Origin of the sequence: Streptomyces sp. NPDC093568, from assembly GCF_044764945.1 — a bacterium.
GTDB lineage: Bacteria > Actinomycetota > Actinomycetes > Streptomycetales > Streptomycetaceae > Streptomyces.
The window spans coordinates 943,501-965,760 of the sequence record NZ_JBIWJD010000002.1; the positions used below are offsets into that span (position 1 = coordinate 943,501).

Sequence of the window (22,260 nt, forward strand, 5' to 3'; positions counted from 1 at the left end):
TGGCCCCTGTCGGGGGATGGCTGTGCGATGGGACCTTGGTCGTACGACCCGCGGTTCATGAACGGGGTGTGGCAGTCCCGTTGCAGGGCCGGCGATTCCCTTGAGGCCCCGACGAACCCGGCCGTACGGTCGTTTCACCGATCACGGCCGTGTGCCCGAGTGGTTCAGGGATTCGCCTGCAAAGCGAATTACGCGGGTTCGATTCCCGCCACGGCCTCTGTCTTTCCCTCTCGTCCCCACCCTCTGCGCACCCTCTCCTCAAACAGGAGCACAACCCTCGGCACCCTCCAGGTGTCCAGGACATGACCGGACGGCAAACGTCCGGTCGCCGTGCCGTCCGTTTCGACGAGGAGACCCATCCGTGCGTCAGCGCCTCCGCCCCTCGCACCTCCGCACGTCCGCGGCCCTCGTGGCCGCCGCCGCGATCGCCGCGGCCGCTCCCGCGGTCACCGCCACCGCGGCGTACGCCGACGAGGCCGAGCCCTCCCTGGTGATCTCGAGTCTGCCGAGCACGTCTCCCAAGCCGGGTGAGGTGTACGACGAGAACGTCGTCATCACCAACAAGGGCACCGCTGCCGCCGACGGCGTCACCTTCCGGATCCGGCTGACCCGGGGCCTCGACTTCCCCGAGTCCGTGCCGGGCTGCACCTACTCGACGGTCGCGGACCAGGTCCGGCAGGCCCTGTGCGAACTCGACACCGTCGTCGAGCCCGGTGCCTCCGTCGAGACGCCCGTCCGCTTCAAGGCGCTACCGCACGCCCTGATGGAGGCCGTCGAGTACGGCACCTCCGCCGGCGGCGAGGCCCCGGGCGAGGGTTACGGCGACAGCTACCGGCGTCTGACCCTGACCGCCGACAGCTCGGCCGACCTCGTCGCCGTCGGTGAGGACACCGAAGCCCTCGCCGGCGGCGGGCAGTCCATCACGGTGCAGCTCCGCAACGACGGCCCCGGCTGGATCCAGAACCAGGAGAGCGACGACCAGACGGCGCTCATGGTGAAGATCCCGAAGGACACGGTCGCCACCGAGGTGCCCAAGGAGTGCGCGCCGTTCGGCATCGACGGCCCGTCCGGCCCCGGCGGCACCCCGGGCAAGTCCACGTACGTCTGCTGGCCCGCCGACCACACCATCGACGTCGGTGAGTCCCTCTCCTTCACCTTCATGCTGAAGCTCGACGCCGACGCGCGGACGACCACGGGCGAGGTGAAGGCGACCTCCGTCTACGACATCCACCCGGAGTTCGACAAGAACCCCGCCAACGACACGGCCCAGATCCGTATCGCCGTCCCCACCGACTACGAGCCCGGCCCCACCCCCTCCGACGACCCGACGGACGACGGCTCGGGCGCGGGCGGCGGCGACGGCAACGACCCCGAGGGCCAGTCCACGGGCGGCAACGGCAGCACGGGCGGCACCGGCTCCACGTCGGCCGGCGCCTCGACCGGGGGTTCCACCGGCACCACCGGCTCCGTCGACGGCAACCTCGCGAGCACCGGCTCCGACGGCACCCCGCTCATCGCCGGCGCCGCGGCCGCCGCGGCGGCCCTCGGTGGCGGCCTGGTCCTGGCCGTACGCCGGCGCCGCTCGGCCGCCGAGTCCTCCTGAGCCGACCCACTCCCCCGACCCGCCCCCGGGTGCCGGCCGCCTCGACTGCGCGGCCGGTCCCCCAGGGGTGTGCGGGGTGCGGGCTCAGCGCACGCCGCCCACCGACTCCAGCAACCCGCTCGCCTCGTCCTGGAAGGCCTCGGTCCAGTAGTGCCGGCCGTCCGTGCCCGCTCTGGTGCCGGTCGGGTCGACCGTGGACAGGACCTGGAGCATCGTCATGGCCAGCTGGTCGTAGGTGTCGCTGGTCAGGGCGTGGCCCGACTCCTCGTCGATCGCCTGCTCGCGGTGCAGCAGCCAGAGGGTGAAGGCGAGCGTCGAGACGTCCGTGTTGAGCGGGAACAGCCGCGCCTCGCTCTCGCTCCAGTTCAGCACCGCGCCCGTCTCGCCGTCGACCACCAGGCTGTTGTCCTCGGCGAGGTGCCCGAGCCGTATCAAGCGGTCGGCGCGGGCGGGGATCTCCGCCGACGGGTCGACGTCGGCGTAGTACTCGGCCAGCGTCGGCAGCATGACATCGGTGTCGAGGGTGAACAGGAAGGCGTCCTCCGGCAGGCCCACCTCGCGCAGGAAGCGGCGGGTCGGCTCATGGGTGAGCGTGGCCGGGAAGTCGACCTCCTCGAAGCGCACCACCTCGCGCCGGCCGAACTCCTGGTCCAGCAGGCGCGGCGGCAGGTCCAGGGCCAGCCCGGACTGCCCGGCCCGGCCGGCGACGAGCGCCAGGGGCCGGATCAGGGCCGCCATCCGCCAGAACGGCGCCGGCTCACCGTCGGTGCCGTCCTCGAACACGGCCAGCAGGTGCCGTGACGCCTCCGCCACCGCCTTCGGTCCGTACCGGCCGACGTAGGAGGCGAACTGGCCGCGCAGGCCCGCCAGTTCGTCCGTGGCCTCCGCGAAGCGGACCAGTGTCCGCAGGGACGGGGCCAGCGGGCGGCGGTCCATCAGGTCGGGTCGGTCGTGCAGGAAGTGCGTCGTGGAGATCTCGCCCGTCGCTCCGTCCAGCAGGACCGACTCCGTCTCCAGGCCGCCGGGGCCGAGCAGTCCGCCTATCACCAGCTGGTCCCTGAGCTCCGCCGCCAGCCGGCCCTGCGGATCGCCCGTCGAGTCCGCGACCGTGCGCAGGCCCGCGCGGTTCAGCTCGGCGAAGCTCAGCACGCCGCTGTCGCCCGGCAGTCCGGGTCCCGTCAGCCAGCTCCGCGCCGCCGCGTCCGTGACGTACGGACCCAGCTCGGCCTCGGTCAGGACGATGATCGCCGTATCACCGGCGCGAGTCGTGACAGTCGTGCTCATGGCTCCCCCGCATGCGCTTTCTCACCGCCCAGGGCACGGCACGGCCGATCGGCCGTGCCCGCCGGGCCCGGCTTTGCCGTCCCCACTGCCCAGAACACTACGCGCCACCACTGACAACGCCCCCGGACCAGCACGCCCGTTGACAGCGCTTCACATCATTAGACGCTCGGCCCACCCACGAACGTTCCCTCCCCCGCGGAATCCGCGGAATCGCTCCCACGGTCCGCGACGCGATCGGGACAATTCGGCGATCCGGGGCATGGAGACCGCCCGGCACTCCGGCCGGGCGGGCTCACTGGGAGTTGACCACCGCCGCCTGCGGCCGGATCGGCAGCCGGTTCACGGGGCGGCCCGTCGCCGCGCGCACGGCCGACGCGATGGCCGCCGGTGACGTCACCACCGGCACCGCGCTCACCGCCTTGGCGCCGAAGGGCGCGACCACGTCCCGCTCCTCGACCAGCTTCACGATCCGGATGTCGGGGGCGTCCAGAGCGGTCGGCAGGGAGTAGCCCGTCAGGTCCGGGTGGCGGATCAGGCCGCGCGCCGAGCGCAGGTTCTCCGTCAGCGCTATGCCCACGCCCTGCGTCACGCCCGCCTCGATGCGCGCCTCCAGCTGGGCCGGGTTCAGCACCCGGCCGACGTCCTGGGCGAGCGCCAGCTCGACGACGCGCACCGAGCCCAGCTCGATGTCGACATCGACCACCGCGCGGATGGCGCAGAAGGACATACCCACGAAGGCGTCACCCTGGCCGACCTCGTTCAGCGGTTCGGTCGGGTGGGGGCGGCACTGGGCCGTCGCCCACAGCTCCTTGCCGTCCAGCGCCTCGGTGACGGTGGTCGACAGGACGCCGTCGTACGACGTGATCTTGCCGTCGGTGATCTGGAGCAGCTCGGTGGACATGCCGAACTTGTGCGCCAGGGGCTGGAGGAGTTGCGTACGGACCATCTTGGCGGCCCGCTCCACCGCGCCGCCCGACACCCAGGTGTGCCGGCCCCGGCAGCCCGCGCCCGCGGGCGGCTGGTCGGTGTCGACGGGCGCCACGTGCACCTCGTCGATGCCGAGCGTCTCCTGGACGATCTGCCGGGCGAGCGTCGTGAAGCCCTGACCGGTCTCGACGGCCGCGCACAGCACCGTCGCCACGCCGTCGTGCACCTTCACGGTCGCCGTGGAGACCTCGTCCGCGCCCTCGGCGCCGAGCATGTGCACCATGCCCAGGCCGTAGCCCACGCCGCGCCGCACGGCACCCGGTTCACCGGCGCCCTCGGGACCGCCGGGCAGCAGCCACTCGTCCTCCGGCGTGTCCTTCGGGAGCGCCGGCAGGGGGTGGTCCCGTACGGCCTGCAGGAGCTCGGCCACGGGGGCCGGGCAGGTCACGGTCTGGCCGGTCGGGAGTACGTCGCCGGTCGCCATGGCGTTGCGCAGGCGCAGTTCGGCCGGGTCCAGGCCGAGCTTCTTGGCGAGCTTGTCCATCTGCGCCTCGTAGGCGGCGCAGACCTGCATGGCGCCTTCGCCGCGCACATGGCCGGAGGGCGGGTTGTTGGTGCGTACGGCCCAGCCCTCGATGAAGGCGTTCGGGACGACGTACGGGCCGCAGGCGAAGCCGACCGCGGCGGCCAGCGCTTCGGCCGAGGTGTCGGCGTAGGCGCCCGCGTCCAGCAGGATCTGCGCCTCGACCTTGACCAGCTTGCCCTCGGCGTCGGCGTGGTGGCGGTAGCGCAGGAGGGTCGGGTGCCGGTGGGTGTGGCCGAGGAAGGACTCCTCGCGCGTGGCCGTCAGCTTCACCGGGCAGCCGGTCTTGAGGGCCAGCAGGCCGAGCGGCAGCTGGAAGCCCTGGTCCTCACGGTCGGCGGTGGCGCCGGGGACGCCGGTGACGACGACCTTGACGCGCTCGGGCTCCAGGCCGTAGCAGGCGGCGGCCCGGTCGCGGTCGGTGTGCGGGTCGGTCGAGGCCAGGTACAGCTCCACGCCGCCGTCGGGGCGCGGGACCGCGAGGCCCGCCTCGGCGCCGATGGGGGCCGGGTCCTGGCGGCCGATGCGGTAGAGGCCCTCGACGACGATGTCGCCGGCCGCGTCGGGGTCGCCGTGGCGCAGCGGGATGTGGCGGATCAGGTTGCCGTCGGGGTGCAGCGGCTCGGCCTCGAAGGCCTGCTCGGGGTCGGTCACCGGGTCGAGCACCTCGTACTCGACGATGACGGCCGCGGCGGCCAGGCGCGCGGTGTCGGGGTGGTCGGCGGCGACGGCGGCGATGGGCTCGCCGTGGTGGCGGACGACCTCGGAGGCGAAGACCGGGCGGTCCGCCCGGCCGCGCCCGAGCAGCGGGCTGCCCGGCACGTCCTCGTGCGTGACGACGGCCCGGACGCCGGGCATCTCCCGCGCGTGGGTGGTGTCGATGGACTTGATGCGCGCGTGCGGGTGCGGCGAGCGCAGTACGGCCGCCCACAGCAGGCCCTCGGCCCACAGGTCGGCCGCGTACGGGAAGGTGCCCTCGGTCTTGGCGCGGGCGTCGGCGGCCGGCAGGGAGGCGCCGAGGCCGTGCGGGATCTGATCGGGGGCGGGGGCTGCCTCCGCGGCTGTGGTCGCGGTGGCGGCTTCGTTGCTCACGGCTGGCCTCCGTCCTGGCCGTACGCCTGGTCATGCGGTCCCATGGCACCGGGGGCCTCGAACGCCGAGCGGTGGATCCCGCCGGCTCCCGGGCCCGCCTGGTGAGGGATACGCGGCTCGTCGCCGTCCTGTTCGCCGCCGTCGGCGATCGCGTGCGCCTCGCGCTCGGCGACGACCTCCTGGACCGCCGCGACGACACCCCGGTAGCCGGAGCAGCGGCACAGGTTGCCGCACAGCGCCTGGCGGGTCTCCAGCTCGGTCGGCGCCGGGTTGCCCTCCAGCAGGTCGTGCACGGTCATCGCCATGCCCGGCACGCAGAATCCGCACTGCACGGCGCCGCACCGCGCGAGCGCGCGCTGCACGTCCGAGGGCTGTCCGTCCTCGGCGAGTCCCTCGACCGTACGGACCTCGGCGCCGGCGGCGGTCACGGCCGGCACCAGGCAGGACGCGACGAGCCGTCCGTCGACCTGCACGTTGCAGGCGCCGCACTCGCCCTGCGAACAGCCGTCCTTGGCGCCCGCGAGGCCGAGCCGTTCGCGCAGCACGTAGAGCAGCGACTCGCCGATCCAGGCGTCCGAGACGGGCCGGTCGGCGCCGTTGACGCGCAGGACGTAGGAGGCGAGGGGGTGTTCCTCACCGGAGGGCGGCGGTACGTCGTCGGAGGCGGCGTCCTCGTCGGGCTCCGGGCCGGACTCCTCACCGTCGGCCGGACCGCTCTCGCCGGCTGCCTCCACGGGGCCCTGAGCGGCCTCTGGGGCGCCCTGGGCGTCCGCGGCATCCGGGGCGGGCTCGGCGGCCCCGGGGGCGGCCTGTGCGGCCTCTGGAGCGCTTTGGGCGGCGTCCTCGGCGTGCGCGGGCGCGGGCTCCCCGGGAACGTGCCCGGCATCGGCGGGGCGTCCCGGCGCGGGCGCCGTACCCAGCGCCTCCCCGGTCGCCGCGGCGGCCTCGGCCTGCCGGCCCCAGGGCTGCCCGGTCGGCTGTGCCCAGGGCGCGGGCGCGCCGCCCGGCAGCGTGGCGGGCGGGGTGCTGCCCCACTGCTCGACGAGCGACGACGTGGTGAACTCGCCCGATTCGTCGGGAAGGTCACCGCCGGCGACGGGGATCGACCACTGCCCGGTGACGTCGTGGCCGGGCGCGGCGGCGCCCTCCTGGCCCGCGGCGGTCTCCGAGAAGTTCCACTGCTGGGTGGCGGCGGGGTTGTACGTGAACTGGCCCGTGTCCTGCGCGGCGGTGCTCGGGTCGGGCCATCCGGCACCCTCGGCGGGCGTGCCCGCGGCCGGCCAGCCGCCGGGGTTCGCGGGGTCGGTGCCCGATCCCGGCGCGACCGTTATCCGCGGCGGGACGTACCCGTGACCGGGAGCGGCGAGCGGGGTGTCGGAGGATGCCAGCAGGGCGTCGATGCCACCTTCGGGGAGCTTGACGAAGGCGGTCGCGCCGTCGTCGTACTCGCCGGGCAGCGGGTCCCAGCGGCCCCCGCCCGGGGGGGTGCCTTCTCCGTGCTGGTCGTCGGTCACGACAGTGCCCTCCCCAGTGCTCGTCGGGCCAGCGCGGCGACGGTGCGCCGCAGGTGCAGTACGGCGGGCGGATGCTGCGCCACGGACCCGTCCTCGGCGGGGACCGGGTCGGGGATGCAGGCCGCGGCGACGTACTCGCCGAAGGCGTTCAGCGCCTCGGGGACGATCGCGCGGTTGTTGTCCCAGTCGATCAGCTGGGCGACCCACTGCTCGGCCTCCAGGGGCCTGAGCGGCATCGGCGCTATGGCGCCGACCGCGCACCTGACTCCGCGCCGGGCGGGGTCGAGCACGACCGCGACGGACGCCGTGGCGCGCCCCGGGCCGGTGCGGCCGGTGGCCTTGAGGAAGACCTGCGGGGCGTGCAGCAGCGGCACGCGCACGAAGCCGATGAGTTCGCCGGCGCGCAGCATCTCCATGCCGGCCAGCAGGTGCGACACCGGGATCTCCCGGCGGGCTCCGCCGGGGCCCGCGACGATCAGGGTCGCTTCGAGGGCGGCGAGCACCGGCAGCGCGTCACCGGTCGGGGAGGCCGAGGCGATGTTGCCGCCGAGGGTGCCCGCGTTGCGGATCTGCGGCGGGCCCGCGGCGCGGGCGGCGGCGGCGAGCGCCGGGATGAGGGCCGCGAAGTCGGGACGGCCCATACGCGCGTGCGTGAGGCCCGCGCCGAGCAGCGCGTGGCCGTCCTGGTACTGCCAGCCGCGGATCTCGCTGATCCGGCCGAGACCGACCAGCGCGGCCGGCCTGAGCTGCCCGGAGTTGACGGCGGCCATGAGGTCGGTGCCGCCCGCCACGGGCACGGCGGCGGGCATGGCCGCGAGAGCCGCCACGGCCTCGTCCAGCGTCGTAGGCAGCGTGACGGCCTGCGCCGCCTGCGGTGCGTGCGTGGTCAAACCGGCTGCCCCTTCCCGCTGCCCCACCTGGTCCCACCTGTGTTGCCGTACGGTACGTGCTGACAGGGCGGACGTGGCAACTCTGGCACATCTTCGCAAGGCACGAAGACAGGGGTCCGCTAGGAGGCATTCGCCCACCTGATCAGGGAGATGGTCCGTTTTCGCACGGCATCACCCGGCATCACCAGTGCGTACCGATTGACACTCTTCGGTGACCCCTTGCCGGTTTTTTTCCATTATCTGTTCGGGGGCGGCCCGTCGATCGGCCGGCCGAGCACTCCGGGCCTCCGCTGCCAGGGCCGCGGTCCCGTCGGCGGCCGGTACGCGACCCCCAGCGCGTCAAGTCGCCCGTAGTGGGCGGCCATACGGCGCTCGAAGCCGGCGAAGTCCCGTTCCGCGGGCGCCGGCAGGCTGCTCCAGGCCACCTCGGCGAAGGCGGCCAGGCGCGGAAACGTCTGGTAGTCCACGCGGCCCTGGTCCTCCATCACCTCGGTCCACACGTTGGCCTGCGTACCGAGCACGTGCCGGGCCTCCTCCGGCGTCAACTCGGCGGGAACGGGCTCGAACCGATAGACGTCCTCCAGGGTGCGGACGTAGCCGATCGGCACCGGCTCGTCGGCGCCCGGGTCCTGACGGTGGTCCAGGTAGACCTGCTGCTCGGGGCACATGACGACGTCGTGACCTGCGCGGGCCGCGGCGACACCGCCCGCGTAACCGCGCCAGGACGACACCGCCGCCCCTTCGGCGAGCCCGCCCTCAAGGATCTCGTCCCAGCCGATGAGCCGGCGCCCGCGCGCGGTCAGCCACTTGTCGAAGTGGCCGATGAACCACGCCTGGAGCTCGTCCTCGTCCTTCAGCCCGAGTTCCCGGATGCGCTCCTGCGCGGTGGGCGACTGCCGCCACTGGTCCTTGAGGCATTCGTCACCACCGACATGAATGAACTCCGAGGGGAACAGCTCCAGGACTTCCTCGAAGACCCCCTCGTAGAAGCGCAGGGTGTTGTCAGTGGGGGCGAGTACGTTCGGATTGATCCCCCAGGTGTCCCAGACGGAGAGGACGACATCGGTGTTGCCTAGTTCCGGATACGCGGCGATGGCCGCCTGCGAGTGTCCCGGTACGTCGATTTCGGGGACGACGGTGATATGCCGCTCGGCGGCGTAGGCGACGATCTCCCGGATGTCGTCCTGGGTGTAGTAGCCACCGTGCGGCTTCTCCTCCCAGAGCGGGGAGGCCCGATGGCCGAATTTGGTGCGGGACCGCCAGGAGCCGGTCTCGGTGAGCAGGGGGTACTTCGCGATCTCGACGCGCCAGCCCTGGTCGTCCGTCAGATGGAAGTGGAAGACGTTGAGTTTGTGGGCGGCCAGCAGGTCCAGGTAGCGCAGGACGCCGTCCTTGGGCATGAAGTGCCGGGCGACGTCGAGCATGAGGCCGCGCCAGCGGAATCGGGGCGAGTCCCGGATCTCCGTCAGGGGCAGCCGCCACGTACGGCCGGGAAGGGGGGCGCGCCGGAAGGCGTCGGGGCCGAGAAGCTGCCGCATCGTCTGGGCGCCCCAGAAGACACCGGCGGGCGAGCCGCCCTGGATATGGACGCCGTGGGGGGCGACGACCAGGCGGTAGGCCTCGGCGTCGAGCCCGGGCCGGACGGACAGATGGAGGACGTCGTACTCGTCCCCCTTCCTGGGCGGCAGCGCGAGTCCGGTCGCCGCGCCGAGGGTCGCGCGCAGCCAGCGCGCGGTGCCCTCGGTGCCCGGTCCGGCCTCGATCCCGAAGCCGTCGCCGAGTTCGAGGAAGCCCTCGGCCCGCTCCGTCCGGTCAGGCAGCGGAATGAGATCCATGAATGATCAGGCCTTTCAGTCCTTGACCGCTCCGCCCAGCCCGGACACCAGCCGGCGCTGGACGAGTACGAAGAAGATCAGCACCGGAATCGTCATCACCGTGGAGGCCGCCATCACCCCGCCCCAGTCGGGCTCGTCCGGCTTGTAGAAGACGAGCAGGGCCATCGGCAGGGTGGACTGCGAAGTGTCGCTGATGATGAAGGACTTGGCGAAGAGGAAGTCGTTCCAGGCGGAGATGAAGGAGAAAACGCTGGTGGCCACGAGCCCCGGGAAGACCAGCGGGAAAAGGATCTGCCACAGGAATCTCGACCGGCTCGCCCCGTCGATGTAGGCGGCCTCCTCCAGGGCCTCCGGAACGGCCTTCACAAACCCCCGCAGCATCCAGATCGCGAACGGCAGCGAGAAGGCGATGTGGGGCAGGATCAGCGACCCGAGCGTGTTCAGTTGGCCGAAGTCTCGCATGAGGAAGAACAGGGGGATGGTGAGGGCCTCCACCGGCACCATCTGGGCCACCAGAAACATGATCAGCAGGGTCGTCCGGAAGCGGAACCGGAATCGGGTCACCGCGGTCGCCGCGAGAAACGCGATCAGCGCGGAGGCGATCACCACGGTGCAGGCGACGACGAGACTGTTGACGAAGTAACGGCCGAATTCGTTCTGCTCGAAGACCCGCCGGAAGGAATCCAGTGAGGGGTCCAGTGTCCACGGCCGCGGCTCGCTCGACTCGATCTCCCCGGCCGGTTTGAAGGCGCTGAGCACCATCCAGTACAGCGGGAACGCCACCACCACGGCGATCAGCAGCGCGGACGCCTCCGCGACCAGCCGCCAGGGACGCCGTACGGGACTCATCGGGTTCACGGCCCTCACAGCTCCTCCCCCTGCCTGCGCAGCAGCCGCAGATACACGAGCGTCACCGCCAGCAGGATCAGCAGCATCACGACGCCGATCGCCGAGCCGAGACCGTACTGCGAGGACGCGAAGGCCTTCTGATAGGCGTACACGTTCAGCACGAGGTTCTGCCCGGCGATGCCGCCGCCGTTCGTCATGACGTAGATCTGGGTGAACACCTTGAAGTCCCAGATCACCGACTGGATGGTGACGACCACCAGGATCGGCCGCAGCATCGGCGCCAGCACCGATCGCCAGACCCGCCACTGCGAGGCACCGTCCAGTTCGGCGGCCTCCAGCACCTCGGCCGGCACCGAGCGGATCCCGGCGTACACCGTCACCATGACGAACGGGAAGGAGCACCACACCACTTCGAGCAGGACGAGGAAGAAGGCGCTGAAACGCCCGTACGTCCAGGAGTGGTCACCGAGCCCCAGGAGCCGGTTCACCGGCCCGAAGTCCGGGTCGAACAGGAACAGCCACACGGTCGACCCGGTGATGGCCGGCGTCGCCCACGCCCCCAGCGCGGCCAGCATCAGCGCCAGCCGCGGCACGGCCCGCACGCGCGTGAGCAGCACGGCGAGGGCACACCCGACGGCGAGCGTCGAGACGACACAGGCCGCCGCGAAGACGACCGTGGCGAGCAGCACCTGCCAGAACTGCGGATCCGAGAACAGCTCCGAGTAGTTCCCGAACCCCTGGAAGGTGGTCGGCTCACCGCCGCTGATCTGTGCCTGGGTGTACTCGAAGAACGAGATCAGCCCGAGCTGGTAGACGGGGTAGACGAGCAGCCCGCCGAGGACGACGAGGGCGGGGGCGAGATAGAGCCAGGGTGCCTTCTGATTCCGCCCACGCGGACGCCGGTAAGGGCGCGGGGCTGTGTTGAATTTGCGGCTACCGCCGCGCAGGCGCGACAAGCCACCGGCGGCCGGCACTCGCGACCGATCCGCAGCCCCCACCCGGGTAGGCGCTGTCATCCGACGGACCCGAACGCCTCATCCATCTTCTTCGCCGCATCCCCCGAGGCCCCGGCGACATCCTTCTTACCGCTGATGACCTCCTGGAACATCGTCGGCAGCACAAGAGAGGAGTCGATCTCGGACCACGCGGGCGAGGCGGGAACGAACTTCGTACCCGCGGCAAGGGTCTCCACGAAGGGCTTCACATACGGCTTCTCCGCCGCCGCCTTCTGCCGCACGTCCCCGAACGTCGGCAGGAACCCCATCGCCTCGAACATCGACGCCTGCGTCTTCTTCGAGGCCAGCCGCTCCATCAGCTGAACCGCCAGCGTCCGGTGCGAGGTGCTCTTCAGGACGCCGATGTTGTTGCCCCCGGCGAACGCCGGCGCGACGGACCCGGCCGTCACCCCGGGCAGCGGCACGACCGCGTACTTGCCCTTGACCTTCCCGGCCTCCACGGCCGCGTGGCTGAAGTCGCCGCCGATCGCCATGCCCGCCTTGCCGGCCGCGAACGCGGTGACCGTGTCGTTGCCGCCCATGCCGGCGCACTTGGCGGCGGGACAGTTGTCGTCGGAGAAGAGGGAGGTGTACGCCTTGATGCCCTTCTGGGCGGCGGCGCTGTCGATCGCCGAGGCGTACGAGCCGCCCTTGCCCGTGGCGATCTCGCCGCCGTTGGCCCACACGAACGGCATCGCGCCGTAGGTGTACGCGCCGCCCACGACGAGCCCGTACAGCTCGGGCTTCGCGGCGCGGATCTCGCGGGCCGCGGTCGCCAACTCGGCCATGCTCTTCGGGACTTCGAGGCCGAGCTCCTCGAAGACGTCGGTCCGGTAGTACAGGGCGCGGACGCCGACGTAGAAGGGGGCGCCGTAGATCTTGCCGTCCACGGTGACGGACTGCTCGGCGGTGGGGTCGGTGTCCTTCGCCTCGCTCCAGTCGCCGAACTCCTCGGTGACGTCGAGGAGTCCGCCGTCCTTCACATAGCCGGCGGTGTCGGTGTTGCCGTACTCCATGACGTCGGGGGCGGACTTCGGGTCGTTGAAAGCGGCCTTGACGCGCTGGGCGCGGGTCTCGACCGGGATGTACTCGACCTCGACCTTCGTGCCCTCGTGCTCCTTCTCGAAGGCGGTGACGACGGAGTCGACGACCTTCTCCTTCGGCTTGTTGCCGACTTCCTGGAAGAGCCAGACCCGCAGGGTGCCGGTCTTCTCGTCCTTGTCGGAGGAGGAGTTGTCGGAGGTCTGCGGAGCGCAGGCCGTGACGGCCAGGGCGGTGAGCAGGACGGCGAGTCTGGGAGCGAGCTTCATGGAGCGGTCCTCCGGACGCGTTGCAACATATGCAATGACAGTTTCGCTCTGCACAACGCAACGGAGCCTAGGGACTGCGTGAACATGTCCACAAGAGGTCTCAACCACTTCGTGACACGCGAAGGCCCCCGGCGGCGCGTCTGAACGCGCCCCCGGGGGCCTTCGCGGACCTCAGGCCGCAGGAGGGCTACTTCTTGTCGCCGCCCTTGCCCTTGTCGTCGCCGCCGCCGGCGCCCATGGACTCGTAGATCTCCTTGCACATGGGGCACACGGGGTACTTCTTCGGGTCGCGGCCGGGCACCCAGACCTTGCCGCACAGCGCCACGACGGGCGTACCGTCGAGGGCGCTCGCCATGATCTTGTCCTTCTGGACGTAGTGGGCGAAGCGCTCGTGATCGCCGTCGCCGTGGGAAGTCTGCGGCGTGGGCTCGACGAGGGTCCCCGTACCAGTCCCGCGCTCGGGCTCGAGAGTGCTCATACCGCCAAGAGTACTGAAGCTCACACGCATCAGTTGAGCGAAGGGTCGTCCGGATAGGTGGCCACCATCGCGAGCTCGTTGCGCTGGCGCCGCAGCACCGAACGCCAGAGTCTTTCCGGCGACGGCGAGGACACATCGCCCGGCTCGGACTCGACGACGTACCAGGCGCCCTCCACCAGCTCGTCCTCCAGCTGGCCCGGCCCCCAGCCGGCGTACCCGGCGAAGATTCTCAGCGAGCCGACGGCCGAGGCGAGCAGCTCCGGCGGCGCCTCCAGGTCCACGAGCCCGATCGCGCCGTGCACCCGGCGCCAGCCCAGCGGGGCGCTCTCGGTGGACGCCCCGCCGGGGATGACGGCGACGCCGAGCGCCGAGTCCAGGGACACCGGGCCGCCCTGGAAGACGACGCCGGGCTCGCCGGCGAGATCGGCCCAGCCCTCCAGGATGTCGCCCACGTCCACGGGCGTCGGACGGTTGAGGACGACACCGAGCGAGCCCTCCTCGTCGTGGTCGAGAAGGAGCACGACCGCACGGTCGAAGTTCGGGTCCGCCAGGGCGGGCGTTGCCACGAGCAACCGCCCTGTGAGCGAGGACACCTCGGTCATGCCAGACATGATCCCGCATCTTCCCTTCGTGTGGGGAGGCAATGCCGGTTCGGGAGTGAATGCAGCTCAGGGCGGACGGAAGCGCCGCCCGGCGCACGGCCGGGGTGGTGACCGCTCGTGCCCGACGGGGAACCGTTCGTGTTGTGACAGAGCTATGACGTTCCTGAGCCGTACTTGGGCTTACAGAAGGGGGGTCGACGGCGATTACCCTTTCCCTCCTGGCCCCTGCCCAACTCATCGGAACGCGAGATACATGACCGTCAACGACGATGTCCTGCTTGTCCACGGCGGAACCCCGCTGGAGGGCGAGATCCGTGTCCGCGGTGCGAAGAACCTCGTACCGAAGGCGATGGTCGCCGCTCTGCTGGGCGGTGAGCCAAGTCGACTGCGTAACGTACCGGACATCCGTGACGTACGTGTCGTACGCGGTCTGCTGCAGCTGCACGGGGTAACGGTCCGTCCGGGTGAGGAACCGGGCGAGTTGGTGATGGACCCCTCGCACGTCGAGAGCGCGAACGTCGCTGACATCGATGCCCACGCGGGTTCCAGCCGCATCCCGATCCTGTTCTGCGGCCCGCTGCTGCACCGCCTCGGCCACGCCTTCATCCCCGGCCTCGGCGGCTGCGACATCGGCGGCCGGCCCATCGACTTCCACTTCGAGGTGCTGCGGCAGTTCGGCGCGAAGATCGAGAAGCGGGCGGACGGCCAGTACCTGGAGGCTCCGCAGCGGCTGCGCGGCACCAAGATCAAGCTGCCGTACCCGTCCGTCGGCGCGACCGAGCAGGTGCTGCTCACGGCCGTCCTCGCCGAAGGCGTCACCGAGCTCTCGAACGCGGCCGTGGAGCCCGAGATCGAGGACCTCATCTGCGTCCTGCAGAAGATGGGCGCCATCATCGCGATGGACACCGACCGCACGATCCGCATCACCGGTGTGGACAAGCTGGGCGGCTACACCCACCGCGCGCTCCCGGACCGCCTGGAGGCCGCCTCCTGGGCGTCCGCGGCGCTGGCGACCGAGGGCAACATCTACGTCCGCGGCGCCCAGCAGCGCTCGATGATGACGTTCCTCAACACCTACCGGAAGGTGGGCGGTGCCTTCGAGATCGACGACGAGGGCATCCGTTTCTGGCACCCCGGCGGGCAGTTGAAGTCCATCGCGCTCGAAACGGACGTGCACCCGGGCTTCCAGACGGACTGGCAGCAGCCGCTGGTGGTGGCCCTGACGCAGGCCACGGGCCTGTCCATCATCCACGAGACGGTCTACGAGTCCCGCCTCGGCTTCACCTCCGCGCTGAACCAGATGGGCGCCCACATCCAGCTCTACCGCGAGTGCCTCGGCGGTTCGCACTGCCGCTTCGGCCAGCGCAACTTCCTGCACTCGGCGGTCGTGTCCGGCCCGACGAAGCTCCAGGGCGCCGACCTGGTCATCCCCGACCTGCGCGGCGGCTTCTCGTACCTCATCGCGGCCCTCGCGGCCCAGGGCACGTCCCGGGTCCACGGCATCGACCTCATCAACCGCGGCTACGAGAACTTCATGGAGAAGCTCGTGGAGCTGGGTGCGAAGGTCGAACTACCGGGCAAGGCACTCGGCTGACGCAGATCGCGTGATACCGGCCCGGAACACGCCCGTCTTCGGCTGGGGGTCCGGGGGTTATCCCCCGGATCGACACAGCATGGAGAAGCTCGTGGAGCTGGGCGCGAAGGTCGAGTTGCCGGGCAAGGCACTCGGCTGACACACACAAAGCAGAACGCCGATGGGGCGGCCACCCGGATTCGGGGGGCCGCCCCATCGGCGTTCAGTGCAGCGCCCTCAAGGGGCGCGGGGAACTGCGCGACCAGCCACAACGGGCCCGCAGCCGCCCACGGCGCCAAGCCGTAACGGCGATCAGGCGCCCTTACTTGCCCTTGGCGGCTTCCTTGAGCTTGCTGCCCGCGGAGACCTTCACGCTGTAGCCGGCCGGGATCTGGATCGGGTCGCCGGTCTGCGGGTTGCGCGCGGTGCGAGCGGCACGGTGGGTGCGCTCGAAGGTCAGGAAGCCGGGGATGGTGACCTTCTCGTCGCCCTTGGCGACGATCTCGCCGACGGTCTCGGCGAACGCGGCCAGCACGGCGTCGGCGTCCTTGCGGGTCACCTCGGCGCGGTCGGCCAGCGCGGCCACCAGCTCACTGCGGTTCATGTTGTTACTCCCGTGTTCTTCTTGCTGTTGAGGCGTGCCACGCGGCGGAGCCGCATATTGGGCACAGCGGAGCCGATGCTGCCAGGGTCCTCGGACAGTCCCCGGACCCGGGTCCGTCGTCAGACCCTCGCGCCCAGGGACGCATCCTGCCCCTACCTGCGGCGGTAAAGCCAATCCGGCACCCGGAGGAGTCGTGAGAACACCCTTGGGAGTCACACGAAGAGAGGGCCTGAGCTTCGCGTCACGATAAACGGCCTCCCAAGGCCCTTGGTTCCACGACGCGCCGTTACAAGGGCTTGCCGTGGCGATCCTCACAGCCCACACACACTTTTCGGGGCTGTGAGGCGCCGAGACCCGGTGATTACTGGGCCGACGTCGCCGGCGTCGCGGCCTTCGCCGCCTCCCGCACCGCCCCGGCGACCGCGCCCGCGACCTTGTCGTTGAACACGCTCGGGATGATGTAGTTCGGGTTCAGCTCGTCCTCGGTCACCACGTCCGCCAGCGCCTTCGCGGCCGCGAGCATCATGTCCGTGTTGACCGTGCGGGACTGAGCGTCCAGCAGACCGCGGAAGACGCCCGGGAAGACCAGTACGTTGTTGATCTGGTTCGGGAAGTCGGAGCGGCCCGTGGCCACAACTGCGGCCGTCTGACGGGCGATTGCGGGGTCGACCTCGGGGTCCGGGTTCGCGAGCGCGAACACGATGGCGTCGTCGGCCATGGCGGCCACGTCGTCGCCGTCGAGCACGTTCGGGGCCGAGACACCGATGAAGACGTCCGCGCCGCGCACGGCCTCCTTCAGCGTGCCGGTCAGGCCCTCGGGGTTGGTGTTGTCGGCGATCCAGCGCAGCGGCGAGTCCGCGGGGGCCTCGCGGAGGTCCTCGCGCCCGGCGTGCACGACGCCGTGGATGTCGGCGACGACCGCGTTCTTCACGCCCGCGGCGAGCAGCAGCTTGAGGATGGCCGTACCGGCCGCGCCGGCACCGGACATGACGACCCGGATGTTCTCCATGGCCTTGCCCGCCACGCGAAGTGCGTTGGTGAGGGCGGCCAGGACGACGATCGCCGTGCCGTGCTGGTCGTCGTGGAAGACGGGGATGTCGAGGGCCTCGCGCAGCCGTGCCTCGATCTCGAAGCAGCGCGGGGCGGAGATGTCCTCGAGGTTGATGCCGGCGAACCCGGGGGCGATGGCCTTGACGATCTCGACGATGGCGTCGGTGTCCTGGGTGTCGAGGCAGATCGGCCAGGCGTCGATGTCGGCGAAGCGCTTGAAGAGGGCCGCCTTGCCCTCCATGACCGGCATGGCGGCCATCGGGCCGATGTTGCCGAGGCCGAGGACGGCGGAGCCGTCCGTCACGACCGCAACGGTGTTGCGCTTGATGGTGAGGCGGCGCGCGTCCTCGGGGTTCTCGGCGATCGCCATGCAGACGCGGGCCACACCCGGCGTGTAGACCATGGACAGGTCGTCACGGTTGCGGATGGGGTGCTTGGACTGCATCTCGATCTTGCCGCCGAGGTGCATGAGGAACGTACGGTCCGAGACCTTGCCCAGCGTGACGCCCTCGATGGTGCGCAGCTGCTCGACGATCTCGTCGGCGTGCGCGGTGGAGGTCGCGGCGATGGTGACGTCGATCCGGAGCTTCTCGTGGCCGGATGCGGTCACGTCGAGGCCGGTCACCGAGCCTCCGTGGGACTCGACGGCTCCGGTGAGCTGGGACACCGCGGTTCCGCTCGCGGGCACCTCCAGCCGGACCGTCATCGAGTAGGAGACGCTGGGCGCCGTTGCCATGGCCGACTTCCTCTGCTTTCACCGTGTGTCGCTTGGTATGCCGTCCCGATCGTCGCACCTACCGCTGAGTAGGAGTTAGCCGGGCTCGGATTGCGAACGTATTGTTCGCCACGCCCTCACGGGGAACGCCGAAAGGAAGAGGTCCACGTCACATGGTGACGTGGACCTCTTCCTTTCGTTCATGACACCGACCCGCCATGCTCGCCTCGCGGCAAGTGGTCGCTCGTAGCGACGAAGGTTGGGCCCGGGGGCTTGGATCGAGCCGGTGCCACACCCAGGCTAACAAACAGATCCCGTAGGGCCATTCCCGTACCGGTGGTTCATTCGGATCAATCTCTGAGCAGGTCCGGCACCCCGGACGCGTCCGGCTCGTCCCGGTCCCCGGAGACCACCGTCAGCTGCTGGGTCGCCCGGGTCAGCGCGACGTACAGCACGCGCAGGCCGGCCGGGGACTCGTCCGCGATCTCCGCCGGGGAGACGACGATCGTGGCGTCGTACTCCAGCCCCTTCGCCTCCAGGCTGCCGAGCGCCACGACCCGGTCGCCGAGCCCGGCGAGCCACTTGGCCGCCTCCTCGCGCCGCTGCATGGCGACCACGACGCCGACCGTCCCGTCGACCTGGCCGAGCAGCCGGGCGGCCTCGTCCCGGACGGTCTGTGCGAGGGAGTCCCCCACGACGGCGTAGCGGGGCCGCACACCGGTGGAGCGGACCGCCGAGGGCGCCGTCGAGCCGGGCATCGCGAGGGCCAGCACCTTCGCCGCGAGCTCGGCGATCTCGGCCGGGTTGCGGTAGTTCACGGTGAGCTGGAAGCGGCGGCGCGGGCGGGTGCCGAGGGCCTCGTCGCGGGCCTCGGCCGCCTCGTCCACGTCGGACCACGAGGACTGGGCCGGGTCGCCGACGACCGTCCAGGTGGCGTGCCGGCCGCGGCGGCCGACCATGCGCCACTGCATCGGCGTGAGGTCCTGGGCCTCGTCGACGATGACGTGGGCGTACTCGGTGCGCTCGGCCGCGAGCCGCTCGGCGCGCTCGCGCTGCGACTCCTCGCGCGTCGGCATCAGCTCCTCGAGGCCGGTGAGCTGGTCGAGCGGGTCCAGCTCGCGCTTCTTCCTGGGGCGGGCCGGGACGCCGAGGACGGCCTGGAGCTCGTCGAGCATGGCGATGTCGTGCACGGACAGACCGTCCCGCCTCAGCGAGCGGGCCACCTTGCGGATCTCGCCCGGGTTGAGGATCCGGCGGGCCCAGCGGCCGAGGCGGCGCTCGTCGGCCATCGCCTCCAGAACCGTCTTCGGGGTCAGTTCCGGCCACCAGGCGTCGAGGAAGGCGATGAAGCTGTCCTCCGAGGTGACGTCCTCGTCGAAGGAGGAGCGCAGCTCGGCGGCGAGCTCGGGGTCGGTGTGCCGTGAGGCGCCGCCGGACTGCGCCCACAGGGCGTCGAGCAGCAGCTTGCGGGCGCGCGGGCGCAGCAGGTTCACCGGTGCGGTGCCGCCGAGGGCGGCCCGGCGGATCCGGTCCAGCGCGTCGGCCTCCAGCTCCAGCCGGCGCCCGAAGGCGACCACCCGCAGCCGGGTGGGAGGTCCGGCCGGGGCCTGAGCGGTGTCGTCGTCGCCGAAGGCGAGCTGCCCCGCGCGGTCCGCGCCGGCGCTCCGGCCGCCCGGCCCCAGCTCCAGCGCGCCGCGCGCCGCCTTCCGCAGCACCTTGAGCATGCGGTACGAGCCCTTGGCGCGGGCCGTGGCCGGGGAGTCGTACAGGGTGGCCTCGGCGCCGTCGACGAGCGAGCCGATCGCGCGGATGGCGACCTGCCCCTCCTCGCCGAGGGACGGGAGCACGCCCTCGGTGTACGCCACGAGCAGCGGGGTCGGCGAGACGATCAGGATGCCGCCGGAGTAGCGGCGCCGGTCCTGGTAGAGCAGGTAGGCGGCGCGGTGCAGGGCGACGGCCGTCTTGCCGGTGCCGGGGCCGCCCTCGACGTAGGTCACCGAGGCGGCGGGGGCGCGGATGACCAGGTCCTGCTCGGCCTGGATGGACGCCACGATGTCCCGCATGGTGTGGGTGCGGGCCTGGCCGAGGGCGGCCATGAGGGCGCCGTCGCCGATCACGGGCAGTTCGTGCCCGCCGAGCAGGGCCTTGAGCTCGGGGCGCATCAGGTCGTCCTCGACACCGAGGACCTTGCGGCCCTTGGAGCGGATGACCCGGCGCCGTACGACCCGCCCGGGGTCGACCGGCGTGGAGCGGTAGAAGGGCGCCGCGGCCGGGGCCCGCCAGTCGATGACCAGCGGGGCGTAGTCCTGGTCGAGCACCCCGATGCGGCCGATGTGCAGGGTCTCGGCGATGTCGGCGGTGTTGTCGTCGCGCACCGCGCCCTCGGCGGGTTCGACGGCGGTGTAGGCGCCGTCGGGCCCCTTCTTGCCGTCCTTGCCGCGCAGCAGGTCGATGCGGCCGAAGAGGAAGTCCTCGAACTCGTTGTTGAGCCGGTTGAGGTGGACACCAGCCCGGAAGACCTGCGCGTCCCGCTCGGCGAGCGCGCCGGGAGTGCCGACCTGGCCGCGCTTGGCCGCGTCGTTCATGAGGAACTCCGCCTCGTGGATCTTCTCCTCGAGACGCCGGTACACCCGGTCCAGGTGTTCCTGTTCGACGCCGATCTCTCGGTCTCTCAGGGAGTCTTCGAGCGCGGTTTCCTGTTGAGCCTGAGCGGCCACCGGGCCCCCTTCTGACGTGCTGGGCAGCCGTCAACCGTACGCGAAGGGGACCCGGAAAAGCTACGTCGACTACACGTCGACCTCGACGAGCTTGTCGCCGTCGAAGGTCATGACCTCGACATGGTCGACGTCGCCGGGAGCCATGGACACGCCGCCGCTGACGTAGAGCGGGTTCCTGGCCTGCTCGGTTTCGGCGTCCGGGATGCCGTAGCCCCACTTCGGAACCGACCAGGACGCGGCCGTCTCGCGCTCGCCGTCCTTGCTGACGAAGATCAGGGAACACTTGAGCGGGCCCTTGACGCCCTTGAGCTCAAGCGCGGTCTCGGTGCCCCAGAGCTTCTCGGACATCGCGACGGTCGCGCTGACCTTGGTCGACGCGTCGCTGCCGGAGACCTTGTCGCCGATGCTGTTGAACAGGTCCCTGGCGGGGTTCGCCACGACGGTCTTGTTGGTGTCGCCGCCGCTGCCCGAGTCGCTGCCCGTCGTCGCGATCGCGGCGACCGGACCGCCGACGATCAGCGCCACCGCGGCGGCCACCATGTAGAAGCTGCGCCGGCGCTTCTGGGCGCGCCGCTCGGCGACCTCGTCGACGAGGCTGTTCACCATGCGCGGGCTGGGCTTCGCCGACAGGGACTCGCCGATCGCGGGCGAACCGGAACCGGGCAGGTCCGCGAGCGCGGCCAGCATGGGCTCCATTCCGGCGAGCTCGTCCAGTTGCTGGGCGCACCACTCGCAGGTCGCGAGATGTGCCTCGAAAGCGGTTGCCTCGGCGTCGTCGAGAATCCCGAGGGCATAGGCGCCGACGGTCTCGTGCTCGCTCGGAACCGGATGTCCCGTCATGGGTCCAGACATACCCGAACCGCCCATCCCGAATCCCTGGTTTCCCCCGTAAACACTCATCACGCCGTCACCCCCCGCTCCTCCAGAGCCAGCTTCATCGACCGCAGGGCATAGAAGACCCTGGAGCGGACGGTGCCGCTGGGTATGCCCAGCGTCTCGGCCGCCTCGTTGACCGTACGCCCCTTGAAGTAGGTCTCCACGAGGACCTCCCGGTGGGCGGGGGTCAGGTCGTCGAGTGCGTCCGACAGCGTCATCAGCCACAGCGCCTTGTCGATCTCGTCCTCCGCGGGGATGACCTCCAGCGGCGACGGATCGACCTCCTGCGGCCGGGCCTGCCGGCTGCGGTGGCCGTCGATGACGATGCGCCGGGCGACCGTCACCAGCCAGGGGCGTACCGATCCGGTCGCTCGATTGAGCTGTCCGGCGTTCTTCCAGGCACGGATGAGCGTCTCCTGCACGACGTCCTCTGCTCGTTGCCGATCACCGGCGACCAGTCGAAGGACATACGCAAGGAGGGGTCCGGCGTGCTCTCTGTACAGCGCACGCATCAGCTCCTCATCTGGTTCCGAGGGCTGGGACATGCGATGTCGGGCCCTCGATCCACGTTCATTGGCCACGACGGAATCCTTGCGCACGCCCACCTCCGATGTCCGGGGGTTCCCCCAGTCGGTCGCTCGACTACCCGTACGGAAGCAGCCCGTTGAGTGTTCAAAGTGAGGCGACAGTTTTCTGCGGAGTGACGTGACGAGCGGGACATGGCAGCACATTCCCACCGTGCGATCTTTACATTTCCACCACA

The 22,260-nt window shown here is 71.0% G+C and carries 17 protein-coding genes and 1 tRNA gene; 3 read left to right on the top strand and 15 right to left on the bottom strand.

What is annotated here, in order from left to right; all coding sequences use genetic code 11:
* The first annotated feature begins 145 nt into the window (after positions 1–145).
* Positions 146–217 (top strand) — tRNA-Cys (locus tag ACIRD7_RS13735).
* 144 nt (positions 218–361) lie between these two features.
* Positions 362–1,603 carry an LPXTG cell wall anchor domain-containing protein gene (locus ACIRD7_RS13740; protein ID WP_403452979.1) on the top strand — a complete coding sequence of 414 codons (1,242 nt, stop codon included), beginning with the start codon at positions 362–364 and terminating at the stop codon, positions 1,601–1,603.
* A gap of 84 nt (positions 1,604–1,687) precedes the next feature.
* Here ACIRD7_RS13740 and ACIRD7_RS13745 read toward each other — a convergent pair whose 3' ends face one another.
* The 10 genes from ACIRD7_RS13745 to ACIRD7_RS13790 all read right to left on the bottom strand — a co-directional run bounded on the left by ACIRD7_RS13745 (position 1,688) and on the right by ACIRD7_RS13790 (position 13,962).
* A complete protein-coding gene (locus ACIRD7_RS13745; RefSeq protein WP_403452980.1) occupies positions 1,688–2,887 on the bottom strand; it encodes an SUKH-4 family immunity protein in 1,200 nt (399 codons plus the stop codon).
* A gap of 292 nt (positions 2,888–3,179) precedes the next feature.
* Positions 3,180–5,489 (bottom strand): xanthine dehydrogenase family protein molybdopterin-binding subunit, encoded by a 2,310-nt coding sequence (locus tag ACIRD7_RS13750; protein ID WP_403452981.1) that lies wholly within the window; start codon positions 5,487–5,489, stop codon positions 3,180–3,182.
* A complete protein-coding gene (locus tag ACIRD7_RS13755; protein WP_403452982.1) occupies positions 5,486–7,003 on the bottom strand; it encodes a 2Fe-2S iron-sulfur cluster-binding protein in 1,518 nt (505 codons plus the stop codon). Before ACIRD7_RS13755 ends, ACIRD7_RS13750 begins: the two co-directional genes overlap by 4 nt.
* Positions 7,000–7,893 carry an FAD binding domain-containing protein gene (locus ACIRD7_RS13760; RefSeq protein WP_403452983.1) on the bottom strand — a complete coding sequence of 298 codons (894 nt, stop codon included), beginning with the start codon at positions 7,891–7,893 and terminating at the stop codon, positions 7,000–7,002. Before ACIRD7_RS13760 ends, ACIRD7_RS13755 begins: the two co-directional genes overlap by 4 nt.
* 236 nt (positions 7,894–8,129) lie before the next feature.
* Entirely contained in the window at positions 8,130–9,728 is a 1,599-nt protein-coding gene (locus tag ACIRD7_RS13765; protein ID WP_403452984.1) for a beta-N-acetylhexosaminidase, read from the bottom strand.
* Positions 9,729–9,743: 15 nt separating this feature from the next.
* Complete coding sequence (locus ACIRD7_RS13770) at positions 9,744–10,577, bottom strand: carbohydrate ABC transporter permease (protein ID WP_403453086.1); 834 nt, start codon at positions 10,575–10,577, stop codon at positions 9,744–9,746.
* 14 nt (positions 10,578–10,591) lie between these two features.
* On the bottom strand, positions 10,592–11,593 hold the full coding sequence (locus ACIRD7_RS13775; RefSeq protein WP_403452985.1) for a carbohydrate ABC transporter permease: 1,002 nt from the start codon (positions 11,591–11,593) through the stop codon (positions 10,592–10,594).
* Entirely contained in the window at positions 11,590–12,882 is a 1,293-nt protein-coding gene (locus ACIRD7_RS13780; RefSeq protein ID WP_403452986.1) for an extracellular solute-binding protein, read from the bottom strand. Before ACIRD7_RS13780 ends, ACIRD7_RS13775 begins: the two co-directional genes overlap by 4 nt.
* Before the next feature lie 187 nt (positions 12,883–13,069).
* Positions 13,070–13,360 (bottom strand): DUF3039 domain-containing protein, encoded by a 291-nt coding sequence (locus ACIRD7_RS13785; protein ID WP_030946851.1) that lies wholly within the window; start codon positions 13,358–13,360, stop codon positions 13,070–13,072.
* A 29-nt stretch (positions 13,361–13,389) separates the two neighbouring features.
* Positions 13,390–13,962: a YqgE/AlgH family protein gene (locus ACIRD7_RS13790; RefSeq protein WP_403452987.1), complete on the bottom strand. Its 573-nt coding sequence runs from the start codon at positions 13,960–13,962 to the stop codon at positions 13,390–13,392.
* A gap of 253 nt (positions 13,963–14,215) precedes the next feature.
* On the opposite strand from ACIRD7_RS13790, the gene murA reads away from it, so the two are divergent.
* Positions 14,216–15,556: a UDP-N-acetylglucosamine 1-carboxyvinyltransferase gene (gene murA / locus ACIRD7_RS13795; protein ID WP_403452988.1), complete on the top strand. Its 1,341-nt coding sequence runs from the start codon at positions 14,216–14,218 to the stop codon at positions 15,554–15,556.
* A 301-nt stretch (positions 15,557–15,857) separates the two neighbouring features.
* Here murA and ACIRD7_RS13800 read toward each other — a convergent pair whose 3' ends face one another.
* From ACIRD7_RS13800 to ACIRD7_RS13820, 5 genes are all read right to left on the bottom strand, one after another.
* Positions 15,858–16,139, bottom strand: coding sequence for an HU family DNA-binding protein (locus tag ACIRD7_RS13800; RefSeq protein ID WP_007382399.1), 282 nt, complete (start codon positions 16,137–16,139; stop codon positions 15,858–15,860).
* 361 nt (positions 16,140–16,500) lie between these two features.
* Positions 16,501–17,925, bottom strand: a complete 1,425-nt coding sequence (locus tag ACIRD7_RS13805; RefSeq protein ID WP_403452989.1) for an NAD-dependent malic enzyme — start codon at positions 17,923–17,925, stop codon at positions 16,501–16,503.
* 329 nt (positions 17,926–18,254) lie between these two features.
* Positions 18,255–20,621, bottom strand: a complete 2,367-nt coding sequence (locus ACIRD7_RS13810) for a HelD family protein (RefSeq protein WP_403452990.1) — start codon at positions 20,619–20,621, stop codon at positions 18,255–18,257.
* A 69-nt stretch (positions 20,622–20,690) separates the two neighbouring features.
* A complete protein-coding gene (locus tag ACIRD7_RS13815) occupies positions 20,691–21,521 on the bottom strand; it encodes an anti-sigma factor family protein (RefSeq protein ID WP_403452991.1) in 831 nt (276 codons plus the stop codon).
* Entirely contained in the window at positions 21,521–22,042 is a 522-nt protein-coding gene (locus ACIRD7_RS13820) for a sigma-70 family RNA polymerase sigma factor (RefSeq protein WP_010039908.1), read from the bottom strand. Before ACIRD7_RS13820 ends, ACIRD7_RS13815 begins: the two co-directional genes overlap by 1 nt.
* Between the last annotated feature and the right edge of the window lie 218 nt (positions 22,043–22,260).